We start from the raw sequence: 18,341 nt of genomic DNA on the forward strand, positions 1-18,341 counted from the left end.
GTGCATGGCATGGTCCTGAAGTGCTAAGCAAAAGAGCCTTTGCAAGCATGGCTGCGTCAATGTCCTAACTAGCGACAAAGGCACATCTGGCACCACTCAAAGCAACTGCAGACACAGGGTATTGGCAAATTTAGAAAAATATAAAGGCAAGATCAAGTTGGTCGCTGCGTTTTCTAAACCAAAAATTTTGCAATCTTTGTAGAATTTATAGAAATTTGGCCATCGCTTTGTGGCAAATCAAATTTAGCCGTAAATTTTCTTTAAATTTTCAAGCTTTGTGCTTGCATTTAGCAGTAGCATATCAGCAAGAACTAGCCTTATCATCGCAGTTGCTACGACGCTGCCACGTATGCCTATGCAAGGATCATGCCTGCCTCGTAGTTCAAAATCCACCGCCTCGCCAGCTAAATTTAGCGTCTTTTGCTCTTTAAATATCGAAGGTGTTGGCTTAAAATGGCTCTTTAGTACGATTTCAGCCCCGCTACTTATGCCTCCAAGTATGCCACCAGCGTTGTTGCTCAAAAAGCCAATCTCGTCCATCTCGTCGTTGTTTGCTGAGCCAAGCATAGAGCTTACATTTACGCCAGCGCCGATCTCTACGGCTTTTACTCCGTTTATGCCCATTAAAGCAGCTGTCAAAGCGCTATCCAGCCTATCGTAAAGTGGCTCGCCAAGACCAGTTGGCACGCCTTTTGCCACGCTTAAAACGACAGCTCCAACATTATCGTGCTCGCTTCTAGCTTTATTTACCGCCTCTTTCATCGCCTCTTCGTTGCCAAGAGCGTAAATTTGCGAATTTTGGGCAAAAGCAAAATCAATCTTGTCGCTAACAACCTTGCCAATGCCAAGCACGCCGCTTAAAACTTCTATCTTAAATTCATTTAAAAGTAGTTGTGCAAATGCCCCACCAGCGACCCTTACTGCCGTCTCTCTCGCACTTGCGCGCCCACCACCTCTGTGATCCCTGATGCCATATTTTTTAAAATATGTAAAATCAGCATGCCCAGGGCGGAAAATCTCACGTAAATTTTCATAGTCGTTTGACTTTTGGTTGTTGTTAAAAATAGCAAAACCTATCGGTGCGCCGGTGCTCGTGCCGTCAAAAACGCCACTAAAAATTTCTATCTTATCAGTCTCATCTCGTGCCGTTGTGAAGCTACTTTGCCCAGGGCGACGCTTATCAAGCTCGCCTTGGATGAAGTCTGTATCGATATTTATCCCAGCAGGTAGGCCGTCTATCACGCCACCTATCGCTACCCCATGGCTCTCGCCAAAGCTAGTTAAGGTTAGTTTTTTGCCAAATGTGTTCAAAATTTATCCTATTTTTTGATTTTTTCTAGTGCGATTTTTGCTGCGATCTGTTGGGCTTGCTTTTTCGAGCTTCCAACGGCACGTGAAATTTCTTTGCCATTTAGTAGCAAGGCTATCTCAAATTCTTTCTTATGATCAGGGCCAAAAGAGCCTATGAGCTCGTATGTTGGTATGACACCAAGAGTCGCTTGAGTGACCTCTTGAAGGGCGGTTTTATAGTCCTTTTCAAGGTGTGCAAAGTCGATCTGCGGATAGCAAAGCTCAAGCAGGCTAATAGAAATTTCTCGCACTTTATCAAGTCCAGCCTCAAGGTAGATAGCGCCCATCACAGCTTCAAACGCGTCACTTAAAATGCTATCTTTCTCTCTACCGCCGTTGTTTTCTTCAGCTTGGCTAAGCCTTAAAAACTCGCCCATTTTTAGCCGTCTAGACATATTTGCAAAGCTTTTTTCATTGACAAGCGCGGCTCTTAGCTTGCTCATATCGCCCTCTGCGATCTTGCTAAATTTCTTAAAAAGATACTCAGCCACAAGCAGATCCATCACTGCATCGCCCAAAAACTCAAGCCTCTCGTTATTTAACGCCTGCTTAGTGCTCTTATGCGTTAGCGCCTCTTCTAAAAGCTCAGATTTTTTAAATTTATAGCCAAGATTACGTTCAAATTCTTCTAAATTTTTCATATCTTATTCTCATCTTTTATTTTTAATGCCTCGTCCCTTGCCATCTGGTCGCACTCCTCGTTTTCAGGGTGCCCAGCGTGCCCCTTAACCCAGCTAGCCACGACTTTATGTGGCTTTGAAATTTCTAAATACTCCTGCCAAAGCTCGACATTTTTTACATTTTTGAAATTTCTCTTTTGCCAGTTTACAAGCCACTCATTTATGCTATTTACTACGTATGAGCTATCGGTTATTAGCCTTACTTCGCAGGGCTCTTTTAGCGCTTTTAGCCCCATTATCGCAGCTTTTAGCTCCATTTGGTTATTTGTAGTACGTGCCTCGCCGCCACTTTCTTTTTTCTGCGCTTCGTTAAATCTCAAAATGTAAGCCCAGCCGCCAGCTCCAGGGTTTCCAAGACATGAGCCATCGCTAAAAAGTGTTACTATCTTCACTTGATTTTTCTGTGATGTGGGATAAAATTTTGACACTTCCTAGCTCGTGACAGACCGGACAGCGGTAAAAGTGCATAGGAAATGAGTTTTTGCAGTTTTTGCAAACGTAGTTAAAGCTTAGCCCAGCTGCGTCAAATTTAGCGTCCTTTAGCCTTTTTATGACATTTAGCTCAAAGCCGTAAATTTCACATGGCTCATCTATATCGCCCTTTGCGTAAAAGAGTGATTTGTATTTTGCATCGTCTAAATTTATAGGTGTTTTTAGGTTGTAAAGTAGATCGAGCACATCTTCAAATTTGGCAAAATCTTTTAAATTTTCTAAATTTTCATTGTGCCTTATAAAAAGCGCTAAGATCATACGCTTTAAAAGCTCAAAATTTTGGCTAAGGTGTGAGAGAATTTCTACCTTTTCGCTAAAGCTTAAATTTCTATCATCAAGCGTGCTGATCGCCTTTATATAGGCCTTTTGATCTTTTACATTTGTCCCTAGCTCTTCAAGCGAATTTAGCGCATAAAGGGCTTCTTTGTAGTTTTTAAGCTTCTCATCTATCATCGTTAAAAAGCGCAGTGCGAGCACGTTTCTAGGGCTTAGCTCAAGAGCTTTTTCAAAGATTTCGCTAGCTTTTTTTAAAAATCCAGCCTTAAAATAGACCTCTCCAAGCTCGTTTAGGATAAATTCTTTCTCGTTTTTATCTTTTACCTTTTCAAGTGCGATGAGATAGACGCCGATCGATTTTTCAAAGTCGCCATTTTTAGCAAAGGTCTGACCTAGCATGCTAAGGCTTGGTATATCTACTTCTGGGCTTTTTAGCATCTGCTTGTGCTCGTCGCTTATGCCATCTTTGCTGTCAAATTTCTTGATAAATTTCTCGATGCGTTTTTTCTCATCTTTACTTGAAAATATGCCCCAAGCATAGCTTAAAGCAGCGATCATCAAGATGATACTAAATAGAATAATAAGGCTAAATATCGGATCTCTGTGCCCAATGAAAAAAATATCCACGCTTATACTTTGTAATAAAATTTTACTTTAATTATAACAAAGCAGTTGTATAATTTTGCTTATGATAGATCCAAAATCCATTGAAAAATTAAAAAACCAAATAGACATTGTTAATATCATCGAGCAGTATATCCCTGTCAAAAAGATGGGCTCAAGCTACAAGTGTGTCTGTCCGTTTCACGACGACAAAAACCCAAGCATGAGCATAAATCAAAACAAGCAGATGTATCACTGCTTTGCCTGCAAAGCTGGCGGAGATGCGGTTAAATTTGTGATGGATTATGAAAAGCTAACCTACCCAGAGGCGATAGAAAAGATCGCTCAAATTTCAAATTTCAGCCTTGAATACACAAACGACAAGGTGCCAACGCAAAAAGAAAATAAGCACATTTTAGAAAAGGTAAATGCCTTTTATAGAAGTGAGTTTTACAAAAACGAAGCGGCTGTTAGATATATCAAGTCGCGCGGTATAAATGACGCTATGATAGAGAAATTTGAGCTTGGCTGGGCTGGGGATAGTAAAAGCACCATTAGGCTTTTGCAAAATGAAAACATTGAGCCTAAAGAGGCGCTTGAAGTTGGCATTGTAAAGCAAAATGAGAAGGGAATTTACGCTAGTTTCATCGAGCGCGTAACATTTCCCATCTACTCGCACACGACAAGGCTAGTTGGCTTTGGCGGTAGAACGATATCAGATCACCCTGCAAAATATGTAAATTCGCCTCAAAGTGTGCTCTTTGACAAGTCAAAGCTACTCTATGGCTACCACCTTGCTAGACAAAGTATATTTGAGAAAAATCAGATAATAATAACTGAAGGCTATTTAGATGTCATCATGCTTCACTACGCTGGCTTTACAAACTCTGTTGCAGTGCTTGGCACAGCACTTACTACAAGCCACTTGCCGCTTTTAAAAAGGGGCGAGATAAGCGTAGTGCTTTGCTTTGACGGAGATGGCGCTGGCATAAATGCAGCCATAAAGTCAGCTCACCTGCTAAGCATAAATAAGATAGATACAAAAGTAGTCATCATAAGTAACGGCGCAGATCCTGCTGATATGGTCTTTGCAGGCAAGATAAAGGAGCTTAATGAGCTCTTTGGCTCAGGCGAGGACGCGGTGAAATTTTATATAGAAAAGATCATGCAAAAGTATGACATCACGCGTTCAATGCAAAGAGATAACTGCCTAAGCGAGATAAAAGCCTATATGGACGAGCTTGGAGAGGAGATAGCAAGCTCGTATGTGACCGAGGTTGCGGCAAGATTTAACCTCACTCCACAAAGCGTAGCAGATAGGTTTGGGCTAAAGCAGAAGCCAAAAAATGAAGCTAAATTTAAAAGAGAATTTAGAAAAAAAGATAAAGATGAATTTAGCAACTCTGTCATGGTAGATGAGGTGCCAGCTGTGATGAACAAAGACCCGCTTGAGTTTGCACTTTTTAAAACCATGCTAAATAACCCAAACTACAGAGATGAGATACTCTCAAAGCTTGGAGCTAGATACTTCATAAAGCATCCTGAGTATCTAAACGCCATTCTTTATAGATACGACGTGAGTGATGAGCAGATGGTTAGAGAAATTTTAATGGACGAAAAGATCCATGAGATCACCGATGCAACCACTTTGCAAAAGGCTATTTTAAATATGCAAATCGCCTTTTACGAGAACGAACAGCAAATTTTAAAAGGCTCAGACAACCCAAATAAGATAGAAATTTTAGAAAAACTGCTATTTATCATTAAAGATTTAAAAAAGCAGCTTTATAAAATTTAAATTCCCACATTTTTTCAGCTTCAAATCATAAAAGAGAATGTAAAATATCTAAAAGTAATAAATTTTCTTAAGTTTATTTTTATATTTAAGGTTCTTTTATGATAAATTCTAAGAGATTTGAGGCAAATTTTAACGCTATAAGCGAGTTTGGAGCATTAAAAGGTGGAGGGCTGACAAGACTAGCCTTTAGCAAAGAGGACCTTGAAGCAAGAAAATTTCTTATAAATTTGATAGAGAAAAATGGCTTTAAACTTAAAATTGACAATGTCGGCAACATCTACGCCATCTATGATGATGGCTGCGAGGCAGATGCGAAGCCAGTTTGCGTGGGCTCTCACATAGATAGCGTGCCAAATGGCGGCTTTTATGACGGCACACTTGGCGTCATGACTGGTCTTGAGGCACTAACATCTATAAAAGAGGCTGGCATCAAGCTAAAGCGCCCACTTTGGCTCATAAATTTTAGCTGTGAGGAGTCAAGCCGCTTTAAGACAGCCACTATCGGCAGCAAGATAATAAGCGGCAAACTTGGCTTGCAAAGGCTTCATGAGCTAAAAGATGAAGATGGAATTTCGCTTTTTGAGGCGATGAGCGCGGCTGGGTTTAAACCACAAAATTTAGACGAAGCCATCTTAAAAGAAAACTCCCTACACGCCTATCTTGAGCTTCACATCGAGCAAGGCCCAGTGCTTGAGCGAAGCGGCATAAGCGTTGGTGTGGTAAGCGGGATCGCAGCTCCTATTAGATTTGAGATCACAATACAGGGCAAGGCTGATCACAGCGGTGCAACTCCTATGAATATGCGCAGTGACGCTCTGCTTGCCGCCTCACACATCATAATCGCTGCAAATAAATTTGCCAAAAACAAAAAAACAGCTGTCGCGACCGTTGGATACGTACATGCAAAACCAGGCGTTTTAAATGTCGTGCCAGGCGAGGCTAGGCTTGGCGTTGATCTAAGAGATATCGATAAGGCTAGCTTAGAGGAGCTAAATTTAGAGCTAAGAAATTTTGTGGGTGAGCTAAGCCGTGAGCTTAAATTTAGCTACGAGATAAGGGAGCTAAGTAGCGACGAGCCAGTAAAACTAAGCGAACACGCCATAAATTTACTTGAAGATGAAGCCAAAAAGCTTGGCATACAAACGCTTACTTTGCCAAGTGGAGCTGGGCATGATGCGATGAATTTAACAAAGCTTGCAAGCAGCGTTGGCATGCTCTTTATCCCTTGCGTGGATGGTATCAGTCACAACACCAAAGAGGCGATAAATTTCAAAGACGCAGTAACCGCAACAAAAATTTTAACAAATGCGTTAATAAGACTTTCAAACGAACAGGAGTAGTCATGGATAAAATAGCAAATTTAGCACTATCTTTAAAAGAGGATATGATCAAAGATCGCAGATACTTTCACTCGCACCCAGAAACTGGCTGGTTTACCTTTTTTACGACTGCGGTTTTAGCAAAAAGGCTTAGCGAGCTAGGATATGAGGTGAAGCTTGGCGAAGAGGTCGTAAAGAGCGATGCAAGGCTTGGAGTTGGCAGCAAAGAGCAGTGCCAAAAGGCGATCGAGCGGGCAAAAAGCCTTTTAAATCCTGACGAGGCAAAATATCTTGAATGCATGAAAGACGGACTAACTGGCTTAACAGCCTTCATCGACACAAAAAGACCTGGTAAATTTAGCGCATTTAGATTTGACATTGATAGCGTTGATGTGACAGAGAGCGCAGAGGCTGCTCATAGACCTTTTAAGGAGGGCTTTAGCTCAGATATCGCTGGTATCACGCACGCTTGTGGGCACGATGGACACATGGCGATGGGTCTAGCGCTTGCAAAGCTGATCGCTAAAAATTTAGACGATTTTAACGGCAAATTTAAATTTATATTTCAAACTGCAGAAGAGGGCACAAGAGGCGCTGTGGCGATGGAGGCTGCTGGGGTGCTTGATGGGGTTGAGTACCTGCTTGGCGGACACATCGGCTTTCAAGCAGAAACAAATGGGGGCATAGTTTGCGGCACAAACAAACTGCTTGCAACTTCTAAATTTGACGTGCATATCACTGGCCGCTCAGCCCACGCAGCAGGAGCGCCGCAAGAGGGAGCAAACGCCCTTTTAGCCGCTGCTCAAATGGCTCTAAATATGCATGGCATCACAAGGCACGCAAAGGGTGTGACTAGGATAAATGTGGGCGTTTTAAGAGCAGGCGAGGGCAGAAACGTCATAGCACCAAATGGCTATCTAGCCTGCGAAACAAGGGGCGAGGATACAAATTTAAATGAGTTTATGTATAAAAAATGTATGGATATCGTAAAAGGTGTGAGTGAAATTTATGACGTTGAGAGTAAGGTCGTGATGACAGGGGGCACAAGCGGTGCTGATAGCGACAAAGAGGTGACTGAAATTTTCTATGAAGCAGCAAAGCAAAGCCCGTTTATAGATGATGATAAGATCGTTAAAGAGCTTGATTTTGGCGCTTGCGAGGACTTCGCTCACTTTATGAGAGCTTTGCAAGATAGGGGCGCAAAGAGCGGCTATATGATGATCGGTACAAATTTAAAAGCAGGTCATCACAACAGCAAATTTGACTTTGACGAGGAGTGCTTGGTCGCTGGGGTTGATATCTATCTAAGGGCTGCTTACAAACTAAACGGAGCTAAAAAATGAAAAATGCTTTACTAATCAGCGCTTCAAGCTACCAAGATACTGGCTACTTGAGACACTGCAAAAACTGGGTCAAGGACTTCTTGGGCGAGAGTGGCAAGGAGGAGATTTTATTTATCCCTTACGCTGGAGTTAGACGAACAAATGACGAATACGAGCAAAAGGTGATCGACCGCCTAAAAAATAAAAATATAAAGTCGATCCACCACTACGAGGATAAAATTTCAGCTATCAAAAATGCTAGCAGTATCGCAGTTGGCGGCGGTAATACCTTTATGCTGCTTTACACGCTTTATAAGCTAAATTTACTTGAGCCTATAAAAGAGGCTGTGGCAAACGGCGCAAAATACTTTGGCTGGTCAGCTGGTGCAAACATCGCTGGCAAGACGATGATGACGACAAATGATATGCCTATCATCATGCCAAAGTCATTTGATAGCCTAAATATCTTCCCATATCAGATCAATCCGCACTTCATAAGCGGCAAGCTAGCAGGTCATAACGGCGAGAGCAGGGAGGAGAGGCTAGAGGAGTTTTTGATAGCAAATCCAAAAGAGACTATCTATGCTTTGCCTGAGGGCACGGCTTTGCTTATAGCGGGTAGCGAAGCTGAGGTCATCGGACACAGCGAAATTTTAAAATTTGAGTATCAAAAAGAGATAGAAAAAATAGAAGTTGGAACTAAATTTAAAATCTAAACAAGGAGAGAGGTATGTAATCATTTAAACTAATTGCTGCCATTCTTGGCATCGTTGCAGTTGTAGCACTTCTAGTCTTAAAAAAAGAGACAAGAACGGTGCTAATAGGTGTTGGTTTGGTGCTTTGTATAATCGCACTAAAACCGATGGGGGCACTAAGTGCTTTTACTGACTACATGACTAAAGCAGGGCTTATAAAAGCTATTTGTGCTAGTATGGGTTTTGCTTTCGTTATGAAATACACGATGTGTGATAAGCACCTTGTTGCGCTTCTTACAAAGCCACTTAAAAACGTGGGATTTATCTTGATCCCTGTAACAACCGTGCTAACTTACTTTATAAATATCGCTATCCCTTCAGCTGCTGGCTGCTCTGCTGCTGTTGGTGCAACACTTATACCACTTTTAATGGCCTCAGGCGTTCGCCCTGCGATGGCTGGTGCGGCTGTTTTTGCAGGTACATTTGGCTCAGTTTTAAGCCCAGGCTCTGCGCACAACATATATGTGGCTGATCTTGTTAAAAAGACAGTTGAGGGATATACAGTTCAAGACATCATAAAAGTGCAAATTCCTAGCGCATTTACAGCTCTTGTTATCGTAGTTGTCATGCTAACTATCGTCGCAATATTATTTAAAGACTATCAAAAAGGTACAAATTTCACTCTTGAAAATGGCGCTGCTAGCGAAGAGAAGTCAGCGTTTAAAGTAAATTTGATCTATGCTCTTATGCCAATTGTCCCACTTGTTATCTTGATTATCGGCGGAACAAGCCTAGCAAAAGACTACAGCTTTTTGGCATGGACAAAGATGGGTGTTGCTGAGGCGATGATACTTGGCGCTATCATAGCTATCTTTGCTACGCTTACAAACCCACAAAAGATCACAAAAGAGTTCTTTAACGGTATGGGTCACGCTTACGCTGATGTCATCGGTATCATCATCGCAGCTGGCGTTTTTGTCGCTGGCTTAAAGGCGTGCGGAGCTGTTGATGTGGTCATAGCGTGGTTAAAAACTGATCAAAGCTACGTTAAATTTGGTGGAACATTTGTGCCATTTATCATGGGTATAGTTACAGGTTCAGGCGACGCTGCTACATTTGCATTTAACGAAGCTGTCACAACAAACGCTGCTGCTCTTGGCTTTGAGCAAGATAAGCTTGGTATGGCCGCAGCCATCGCTGGCTCACTTGGACGTTCAGCTTCTCCGATCGCTGGTGCTGCTATCGTTTGTGCAGGTATTGCTATGGTTAGCCCAGTCGAGCTTGCAAAAAGGACATTTTTAGGCATGTTTCTCTCTGTTGTGGCGATCGCATTTTTCGTCATCTAAGGATGAAAGATGGATATCGTAGAGAGATTTATAAACTATACGAAATTTAACACCACGACAAATAAAGAGAATGGATTAAAAGGCATCATGCCTTCTAATCCAACCGAGTATGAGCTAGCCAAATTTATCAAAGATGAGCTTAGCTTGCTTGGTATAAAAGATATCATCTTGCAAGATAGTGCTATCTTGATAGCAAAGATCCCCCCAAACTGCGAAAACGCTCCAAGTATCGCCTTTTTTGCGCACTTAGATACAAGTAGCGAGCAAAAAAACGACACGAAAGCGAAGATAGTAAGATACACAGGTGGCGACATCTGCCTAAACGAAGAGCAGGGCATCTATCTTAAATTTAGCGACAATCCAGAGCTTAAAAAATACATTGGTGACGACATAGTGGTGACTGACGGCACTAGCTTGCTTGGTGCTGACGATAAGGCGGCGATTGCTAGTATCGTAAATATGGCTAGCTTTTTTATGCAAAATCCTGATGTGAAGCACGGCAAGATCGTGATCTGCTTCGTGCCTGATGAGGAGCAGGGCTTGCTTGGTGCAAAAGCGCTTGATGTAAATTTGCTAGGAGCCAACTTTGGCTACTGCTTAGACTGCTGCGAGATAGGTGAGCTAATATATGAAAACTGGAACGCGGCTGACTGCACGGCGGTCTTTAGAGGCGTTTCAGCTCACCCGATGAACGCAAAGGGTAAGCTAGTAAATTCGCTACTTCTTGCGCATAAATTTATCTCGCTATTACCAGGCGGCGAAGTGCCAGAGTGCACCGAGGGCAAAGAGGGCTATTTTTGGGTGAAAGAGCTTAGCGGAAACAGCGCGAAAACGACGCTCAAGATTGATATAAGAGAATTTGACGAGGTGAAATTTCAAAAAAGGCTTGAGTTTTTAAGTGAGATGGCAAGCTCTTTTAACAAAATTTATGGAGATCGTTGCGAGATCACGCTAAAAACACGCTATGAAAACGTCTTTAAGTTCTTAAAAGATGAAAACTCACTGCCTATAAAACTAGCAAAAGATGCCTTTAGCGAGCTAAATATCACGCCAAACATAAAGCCGATGCGTGGCGGATACGACGGCGCTGCGATCTCTGCAAAGGGCGTGCCAACGCTAAATTTATTCACAGGCGGAAATAACTTTCACTCTATCTTCGAGTACTTGCCAGTTAGCAGCCTAAAAGCCGCAAGCGAAGTGATCAAAAAAATCGTAATTAACGCTGCTAAATAAACTTCATAAAAGCCTAGATTTAGTAAATTTAGGCTTTAAATTTTACTTTCAGGACAAAAATGAAGGCTTTAGCTTTGTTTAGCGGAGGGCTTGACAGCATGCTCTCTATGAAAATAATAAGCGATCAAAATATCGAAGTGGTCGCACTTTATATGGATACTGGATTTGGCGTGGATGAGGAGAAGCACAAAGTTTTAAGGCGCCGTGCAGCCTTGGCTGGGGCTAGTCTAAAGGTGGTTGATATGAGAAACGAGTATCTTCGCGACGTGCTCTTTAACCCAAAATACGGCTATGGCAAGCAGTTTAACCCTTGCATTGACTGCCACGGGTATATGTTTAAAACCGCTCTTAATATGCTAAAAAGTGAAAATGCAAATTTTATAATCACAGGCGAAGTCGTAGGACAAAGACCGATGAGCCAGCGCAGAGACGCGCTCTTTCAGGTTAAGCGCCTAGCTGATGACGAGGATGATCTAGTGCTTCGTCCGATGTGCGCTAAACTCTTGCCGCCAACTAAGCCAGAGCGCGAGGGCTGGGTCGATAGAGAGAAGCTACTTGACATAAGCGGGCGCGATAGAAAGCCGCAGCTTGCTTTGGCAAAGGAATTTGGCTTTGAGGACTTTGCAACGCCTGGAGGTGGGTGTTTGCTAACGATCGAGAGCTTTGCTGTGAAGATAAAAGACTACTTGAAATTTGATAAAGAGATGCGAGATGTCGATGTAACGTGGCTAAAGCTTGGTAGGCATCTGCGCTTGGTTGATGGAGCTAAAATGATAATAGGCCGTGACGAGAGCGATAATAACGCACTTTTGGCTCATCCAAATGATAAATTTGACCAAGTAAATTTTAAAGAGAGCGATGATATCGTGGGAGCTGTTAGCTTCATAAGTAAAAATGCTAGCAAAGCCGATAAAGAGCTTGCTGCAAGGCTCGCATTAGCTTATACAAAAGCCAGCAAAGATAGTAAATTTGACGTTTTTGTAGATGGTGAGAAATTTAACATCGCAAGAGAAGATAAAAAGCTAGCGCAAGAGTTTTTTGTGAAGTAAATTTATACACTTAAAACACTATTTTCTTTTTAAAATTAGAAAAATATATTTTAAAAATATTTGATACTAAGCTAAGCATATATAATATTACATATAAAATATAAAAAAATATATTTAATAAATTTAAAAAGGAAGAAAATGAAAAGAATTTTCATCGCTTTTTTGTCGCTGCTAATGGCATCTATGCTAAATGCAGCCCAGTCTCTGGTAACGTCGTCAAGGTCCCTGTAAATGTGGAAAAGATCGCTACACTTTGGTATGCAAACAACCAGATCGTTTTGATGCTAGGCGGAGCTGATAAGATAGTAGCAACGACTGATCTTATCAAAAACAACAAATGGTTTGCGCACGTTTATCCTAGAATTTCAAGCATCCCAAACGGCGTAAACGGCAAAGATTTACAAGTAGAAGAGCTGGTTAAGCTAAGCCCAGACGTCGTCATAGCCGCCGATAAAAAGAACAAAGAGGAGCTAACCAAAAACGGCTTTACCGTGCTTTATCCGTCATTTACCAATCATGTGGATATGAAAAAAAGCGTATCTATAATGGCTGAGGTCATAGGCGGCGAAGCGCCGAAGATAGCTCAAAAATTTAATGAGTATTTTGACGGCAACCTAAAAAGAGTGCTAAGTAAAACAGATAAGATCGCTGCGTCAGATAGACCAAAAGTACTTCACATAGCAGACGGCAAGAATTTGCTTAAGGTTGATGGCACAAATACGATCATAGATGAGTGGATAAGAGTTGCAGGAGGGCAAAATGCAGTGCAAAAAGCTGGAAATATGCTAGAGCTTAATGCCGAAGAGATACCAAATATGAACCCTGATGTCATCATCATAGGCAGAGCCAAAGCTCCAGAAATTTTGAAAAAAATATATGAAAACCCTATCTACGCAGATACTAACGCTGTAAAAAATAAAAGAGTATATGTAAATCCAACTGGCGTTTTTAGCTGGGATAGATATGGCGCCGAGGGGGCTTTACAAATTTTATGGGCGGCTAAGATATTACATCCTGAAATTTTTAAAGATATAGATATAGCAGCTGAGACAAAGAAATTTTATAAAGAATTTTTACACTATGAGCTAAGCGATGATGAAGTAAATTACATCTTAAATGGCTTAGACCCAACTGGAAAATAATTTATCTACATTTACCGCCAAATTTTAATCCATTTTCAGCCTTTGTTTATCATCCAGACTTACTGATTAAATAACTAAAATTTTGTAGATTTGATACTAATTAAAAAGACAAACAATGTATGAAAAAATTTAATGACAAGAAAGAATATCCCAAAGGAATTTCCTTTGGGATTAAAGTGTGGTTTGGCTAAATTTTAAAGATCAACCTGTACATCGTTTTTAACTTCGATTGTAGTTGTGCCATTTCTATAAACATTATAGTCTGTATTAGTAGAGCTTGGAAGACCACCACTCCAGCCACCACCAGTAAGATTAAGTTTATCGCCGTTATCTCCATCTATTTTTAGGATATTATCATCGCTATTGCGTAAAATATCCTTAACATTATCTGCTGTTAGACTAAGTGTAGCATTATCGTTGATTATATTTCCATTTTCATCGGCATGACCACCTAGCTGAATCTTTTCAATGCCACTAACCTTACTAAAATTAATAGTACTATCATCATTAACTACCAATGTATCTTTGCCAGCTCCGCCATTGATTGTTGTACTAGACATGTTATTGCCTTTTCTGATGACAATTGTATCATTACCAGCATCACCTTCTATGTAAGCATCATTAAACGTTCCGGAGTTAACAAAAATTTTATCATCTCCGCCTCCACCATGGATGCCACCATGCCCATTTTTGGCATTAAATACGGCTCCATTTACATATATTTCATCATTTCCTCCAACATTAGCATTCCCATAGTCACCGTATACCCTAGAGTAATTAAATGTAGAGCCACTATTTAAATATATTTTATCTGCACCATTTCCAGCAGCTATATAAGACGTGTCTTGGAATATAGTTCCATTATTTATAGTAATTTCATCGTCGCCATCACCGGTATATAGATTAGACAGTTTATTGTTGCTATCCTTCTTGAACATAGTATTTGTGATTTCTACTATATCTTTATCAGCTCCAGTATCCAAAGAAGATCCTTCAAATGTTATACGATCTGCAACACCTGTTTTACCATCATTAATCTTTATGGTTTCTTCTCCAGCACCCGTGCTAATAATAGTACGAGTTAGTGTTACCCCGCTAGCGATATTTACTTCATCTTTGCCACCATCGGTCGTAATATTTGATTGCTTGCCAACATCAGCGGTAATATTAGCATTGATGTTTACGGTATCTTTGTCGGCTCCCGTATTTATATCAATCTTATCTATTGTCGCACCAGCGTTAATATTAACTGTATCTTCGCCCTCAACAGTTATAATGGTAGAATTTTTTAGTGTTCCTTCAATCGTTATGATATCATTATCTGCTCCCGTATTTACGTCAATATTACTTATTGTCGCTCCAGCGTTAACATTAACGGTATCTACACCACCACCCATATTGGCTTTAAGTCCATTCTCTAAAACGGCCCCATTTTGTAAAATAAGCTCGTCATCACCGTCGCGCGTTTGGATTTCGCTATTAAATTTAACTTTGCCGTTTATATCTATAACGTCCTTTTGGTTGCTGCCCGTAAGACTTTTTACTTCGGCGACCGTATCGTTATAGAAATTTATACGTTGTTCGCCGGAAGATTCGGCGGCGTTTATTTGTACGTCTTTTAATTCCGAACTGCCGGTTACCTCAAATAAAGCTCTGTCCGTCGATTGACCGCCGTTTTGTCCATTTGCTCCAAGCTTAATCTCGGTATCTTGTAGCCCTCCGCCGTCTTTAACGAGTATCTTGTCGCCTAGGCCGGCTCCGGTATTGAGTGTGCCGCCGATCATTCTAGCATTTTCGCTTATTGTTATAATATCTTTACCCTCGCCGCCTTCAATTGCGGAATTATCTTTTATCTCGCCGCCAGTTATTTTTACGATATCGTTGCCTTTGCCTAATTTTATATCGCCTTTTGCTATAGTACCGCCTTCCATCGTTACCGTATCATTGTTGTTGCCGCCTATGATCCCCGATACTCCGTACGGATTACTCTCTACGTTTATATTGGCGCCGTTTAATATCTTAACATCTAGGCTTCCAGTAGCGTCTTGTGCTTTAATGGAAGATGTGTCGAGAGTTCCTTGAACGGTTACGTCTGCTCCTTCTCCAACGGTTATTCTGGATCCTTTTAATTTTCCTCCGTTTTCGATATCAATTTGATCTTTTCCGCCTTGCGTTTGGATATATGAATTCTCGACGAGTCCTCCTTGTTTTACCTTTACTATATCGTTGCCGTCGCCGGTAAATATATTAGAATAACCCGTTACGGTTCCTTGTATAGTAATATGATCATCGATATCGTTGCTAGGAAGAATTCTTGTTCCGTTTAGAGTTGCGTCCATGTAGGCATTTAAATAATTGACTGTTGCACCTTTTTCTATAGTTAAAGTGTCGTGTCCAACTTCACCGTAAATTTTTACGTTATCTAAATTAGCGCCTTTATCGATCTTGATATTATCGTTACCACCTTTTATCTCTATGTTAGAGTAATCTCTTTGAGAACTATTCATTGCTGGATCGGCAAAATTAGAATCGCCATAAATAGTTACATTTTTTAGCTTTGCCCCTTCACCGATATTGATATCGTCGTCTCCGCTAACGATTTCCTTTATTCTATTGTAAGGGGCATTGCTAAGATAAGTGTTGTATTCGTCTGATTTTGCATCGCCGTAAATCGTAACATTCTCTAACTCGGCATCCTTGTTTATATTAAACGTATCTTTAGAACCTTCAGGATTTTTCCAGCCATTATCTGAGCCGTAATACCAATCAGAGTCGCCGTAAAATTCAGAATCTTTTACTTTAACCCCTTCGCCGATATTTACTATATCTTTGCCTTCTCCCATTTTTACGGTCATAACTGATACGTTTCCATTGATATTTATAGTGTCTATGCCTTTACCCATTCCTATGGTATTGTTATTTACGGTAGAACCTTTTTCTATATTAATAGTATCGGTTCCATCCTCTGTTGAAATTTTTGAATTTTCCAAAGTAGCGCGAGCTTTTACGTTAAGCGTATCGTTGTCTGTAAATGCTGGGAAATTTGGAGTTGGCATCCCTGGAAGTCTAGGATAAGTATCACTAGGATCTACTGAACCCAAATAGATATTACCTCCCTTAAAAGTAACGCCTTCTTTTAGATCTAGCGTATCGTCTCCAGCGTTCATTTGGAACTGAACTCTATCTATTGTTACGCCTTTGTCTATATTTATATGGTCAGTTCCATGTCCTGTCATTATACTTGAGTAATCAGCATCTATCGAGTCACCCGTCATATTATTGTGTATATTGACTACGGATTTATACTCATGGTTTGTTCCATTATTGTATAGGTCAGTATTCGTAACGCTTACTCGAACGTTTTTTAGGTTTCCAGACAAATCTACCGTTCCGCCGCCTTGATTTTCAATATGAACGTTTTCTAAGGTGGAATACTTATCTACAGTTACGCCATTCATGCCAGTATCACTAGGCGATATATAAAATGGGCTGGTAACACCTTTTATAATACTGGATTTTATAGCTATAGTGTCGTTGCCTCTGAAGCCAGTATTGATTATTCCGCCAGTGTAGTCAATTCTAGTTAAGTTGCTATTATTTATTTCAACTATATCGTTATCTCTTTGTATGCCAAAATCTCCGGTAAAGAAACTAGCATTTTTTCCGATAGTATTGTTTATTTTAACTATGTCGTCACCATTTCCTGTAGATACATCTGTACCGTTAAGGGTTCCAGTAATATTTACGGTGTCATCTCCTTCTTTTGTATCTATTTTTTCATGATCTGTTTGTGAGTTTCCATTTATATTTACGTAATCGTCGTTATCGGTAATTTTGCCATTAGCTTGAGAGTTAATAATCTCATCGTTATCGGTAGTTACGTTTAGAGTTAAATTTCTTTTATATATGCCGTATTCTACTCCGTTTAGATTAGAATACCTGCTTCCGTCTTGTTCGCCTTGGTTTTGATTAGCACCCATCGCGGTAGGATTATGAGCTAGATCGACATTTTTAAGCCCATAGTTATCTATAGTAGTTACTCTTACTTTGACGTTATTGATTTGATTTGCGTCAGCAAGATTTACAATAGTACCAGTTGTCCAATGAGAACCGCCATCAACAGAGTACTCTATAGAGTTTGCATCATAATCTTTTCCAGCTACTCCGCCACTAAAATTTAAATTTAACGTAGTAGGTCTAGCCGTTAATGCAGTAGGTAAAGATAGGTCATAAGTCATAACTCCGCCTTCGGATACGTCTTGCGCGGCCGATATATTTAAGGCCGTTCTAGGCTTTGGCTCTGGCTGAGGTTGTGGTTGAGGCTCTGGCTGCGGTTCTGGCTCTGGTTGTGGTTGAGGCTCTGGTTCTGGCTGCGGTTCTGGCTCTGGCTGCGGTTCTGGCTCTGGTTGTGGTTGAGGCTCTGGTTCTGGCTGCGGTTCTGGCTCTGGTTGTGGTTGAGGCTGAGAATTATCATTCTCAGCTACCCCGCCTATAGCGGTGCTTGTTGGTGCACTATTTATTGTATAGTTATTAGTATTATCTGGTAGATTACCATAATTAGCATATATGTTACTAATGTGGCCTCCTTCTGCAAAGCTAGCAGAAGATAAGCTTACACCATCTCCACCATTACCACCTGCTTGTGGACCACCTGCAGCAGTTTCTTCTAGAGCATTAAGATCTGTTCCATTTAAGATTGCTTTTTGTAGAGCTGAGATATCAGCTACTGTTTGATTATTGTTAGTATCTTGATCTAGAGTTATAGTATCTTTACCTATTAGGGTTATTTCTTTACCATCAGTTTGAGTTATTGTTACTTTAGAGTCAGCACTATCTGTGATTATCTTTTCGTTTTGGTAGACGATGTCTCCAACGCTAAGATTTCTTACTTCTCCAGTTGCATTGTTAAGAGCTCTTACGCTTCCCCCAGTTATACTTTTAACTACTCCAGCTTCGTTAGCCATAACATTCTCCTTGATCTTGAGTATGATTTATTTAAAATTGGAAGAATTATATAAATTTTAGAAGTATATGTC

At 40.7% G+C, this 18,341-nt stretch carries 13 protein-coding genes; 8 read left to right on the plus strand and 5 right to left on the minus strand.

Annotated elements, in window-relative coordinates:
- Nucleotides 1–243: 243 nt before the first annotated feature.
- Genes aroC through CYO90_RS00355 form a run of 4 tightly spaced genes read right to left on the minus strand, consistent with a single transcriptional unit; the run spans nt 244 to nt 3,425 of the window.
- Entirely contained in the window at nt 244–1,311 is a 1,068-nt protein-coding gene (aroC, locus tag CYO90_RS00340; RefSeq protein WP_103578042.1) for a chorismate synthase, read from the minus strand.
- An 8-nt stretch (nt 1,312–1,319) separates the two neighbouring features.
- Nucleotides 1,320–1,991 (minus strand): ribonuclease III, encoded by a 672-nt coding sequence (rnc, locus tag CYO90_RS00345; RefSeq protein WP_103578043.1) that lies wholly within the window; start codon nt 1,989–1,991, stop codon nt 1,320–1,322.
- Nucleotides 1,988–2,422 (minus strand): ribonuclease HI, encoded by a 435-nt coding sequence (gene rnhA, locus CYO90_RS00350; protein ID WP_103578044.1) that lies wholly within the window; start codon nt 2,420–2,422, stop codon nt 1,988–1,990. The genes rnc and rnhA overlap by 4 nt, the downstream gene beginning before the upstream one ends.
- A complete protein-coding gene (locus tag CYO90_RS00355; protein WP_103578045.1) occupies nt 2,400–3,425 on the minus strand; it encodes a tetratricopeptide repeat protein in 1,026 nt (341 codons plus the stop codon). Before CYO90_RS00355 ends, rnhA begins: the two co-directional genes overlap by 23 nt.
- A gap of 61 nt (nt 3,426–3,486) precedes the next feature.
- Between CYO90_RS00355 and dnaG the strand changes: the two genes are divergently transcribed.
- The 8 genes from dnaG (at nt 3,487) to CYO90_RS00395 (ending at nt 13,305) form a co-directional block, all read left to right on the plus strand.
- Complete coding sequence (gene dnaG / locus CYO90_RS00360) at nt 3,487–5,199, plus strand: DNA primase (RefSeq protein WP_181000189.1); 1,713 nt, start codon at nt 3,487–3,489, stop codon at nt 5,197–5,199.
- Between the two features lie 98 nt (nt 5,200–5,297).
- On the plus strand, nt 5,298–6,539 hold the full coding sequence (locus tag CYO90_RS00365) for a M20 family metallo-hydrolase (RefSeq protein ID WP_103578047.1): 1,242 nt from the start codon (nt 5,298–5,300) through the stop codon (nt 6,537–6,539).
- Between the two features lie 2 nt (nt 6,540–6,541).
- Entirely contained in the window at nt 6,542–7,861 is a 1,320-nt protein-coding gene (locus tag CYO90_RS00370) for an amidohydrolase (protein WP_103578048.1), read from the plus strand.
- On the plus strand, nt 7,858–8,556 hold the full coding sequence (pepE, locus tag CYO90_RS00375) for a dipeptidase PepE (protein WP_103578049.1): 699 nt from the start codon (nt 7,858–7,860) through the stop codon (nt 8,554–8,556). The genes CYO90_RS00370 and pepE overlap by 4 nt, the downstream gene beginning before the upstream one ends.
- 32 nt (nt 8,557–8,588) lie before the next feature.
- Nucleotides 8,589–9,881 carry a C4-dicarboxylate transporter DcuC gene (dcuC, locus tag CYO90_RS00380; protein WP_258030606.1) on the plus strand — a complete coding sequence of 431 codons (1,293 nt, stop codon included), beginning with the start codon at nt 8,589–8,591 and terminating at the stop codon, nt 9,879–9,881.
- 9 nt (nt 9,882–9,890) lie between these two features.
- Nucleotides 9,891–11,114, plus strand: coding sequence for a peptidase T (gene pepT / locus CYO90_RS00385; RefSeq protein WP_103578050.1), 1,224 nt, complete (start codon nt 9,891–9,893; stop codon nt 11,112–11,114).
- A 59-nt stretch (nt 11,115–11,173) separates the two neighbouring features.
- Nucleotides 11,174–12,163: an argininosuccinate synthase domain-containing protein gene (locus tag CYO90_RS00390; protein WP_103578051.1), complete on the plus strand. Its 990-nt coding sequence runs from the start codon at nt 11,174–11,176 to the stop codon at nt 12,161–12,163.
- A 233-nt stretch (nt 12,164–12,396) separates the two neighbouring features.
- A complete protein-coding gene (locus tag CYO90_RS00395) occupies nt 12,397–13,305 on the plus strand; it encodes an ABC transporter substrate-binding protein (protein ID WP_258030601.1) in 909 nt (302 codons plus the stop codon).
- A gap of 194 nt (nt 13,306–13,499) precedes the next feature.
- On the opposite strand, the gene CYO90_RS10320 is transcribed toward CYO90_RS00395, so the two are convergent.
- The gene (locus CYO90_RS10320) at nt 13,500–18,269 is read right to left on the minus strand and encodes a retention module-containing protein (RefSeq protein ID WP_219809090.1); all 4,770 of its coding nucleotides are present in this window, start codon (nt 18,267–18,269) and stop codon (nt 13,500–13,502) included.
- Nucleotides 18,270–18,341: the final 72 nt, after the last annotated feature.

Source organism: Campylobacter concisus (genome assembly GCF_002913745.1).
GTDB lineage: Bacteria > Campylobacterota > Campylobacteria > Campylobacterales > Campylobacteraceae > Campylobacter_A > Campylobacter_A concisus_R.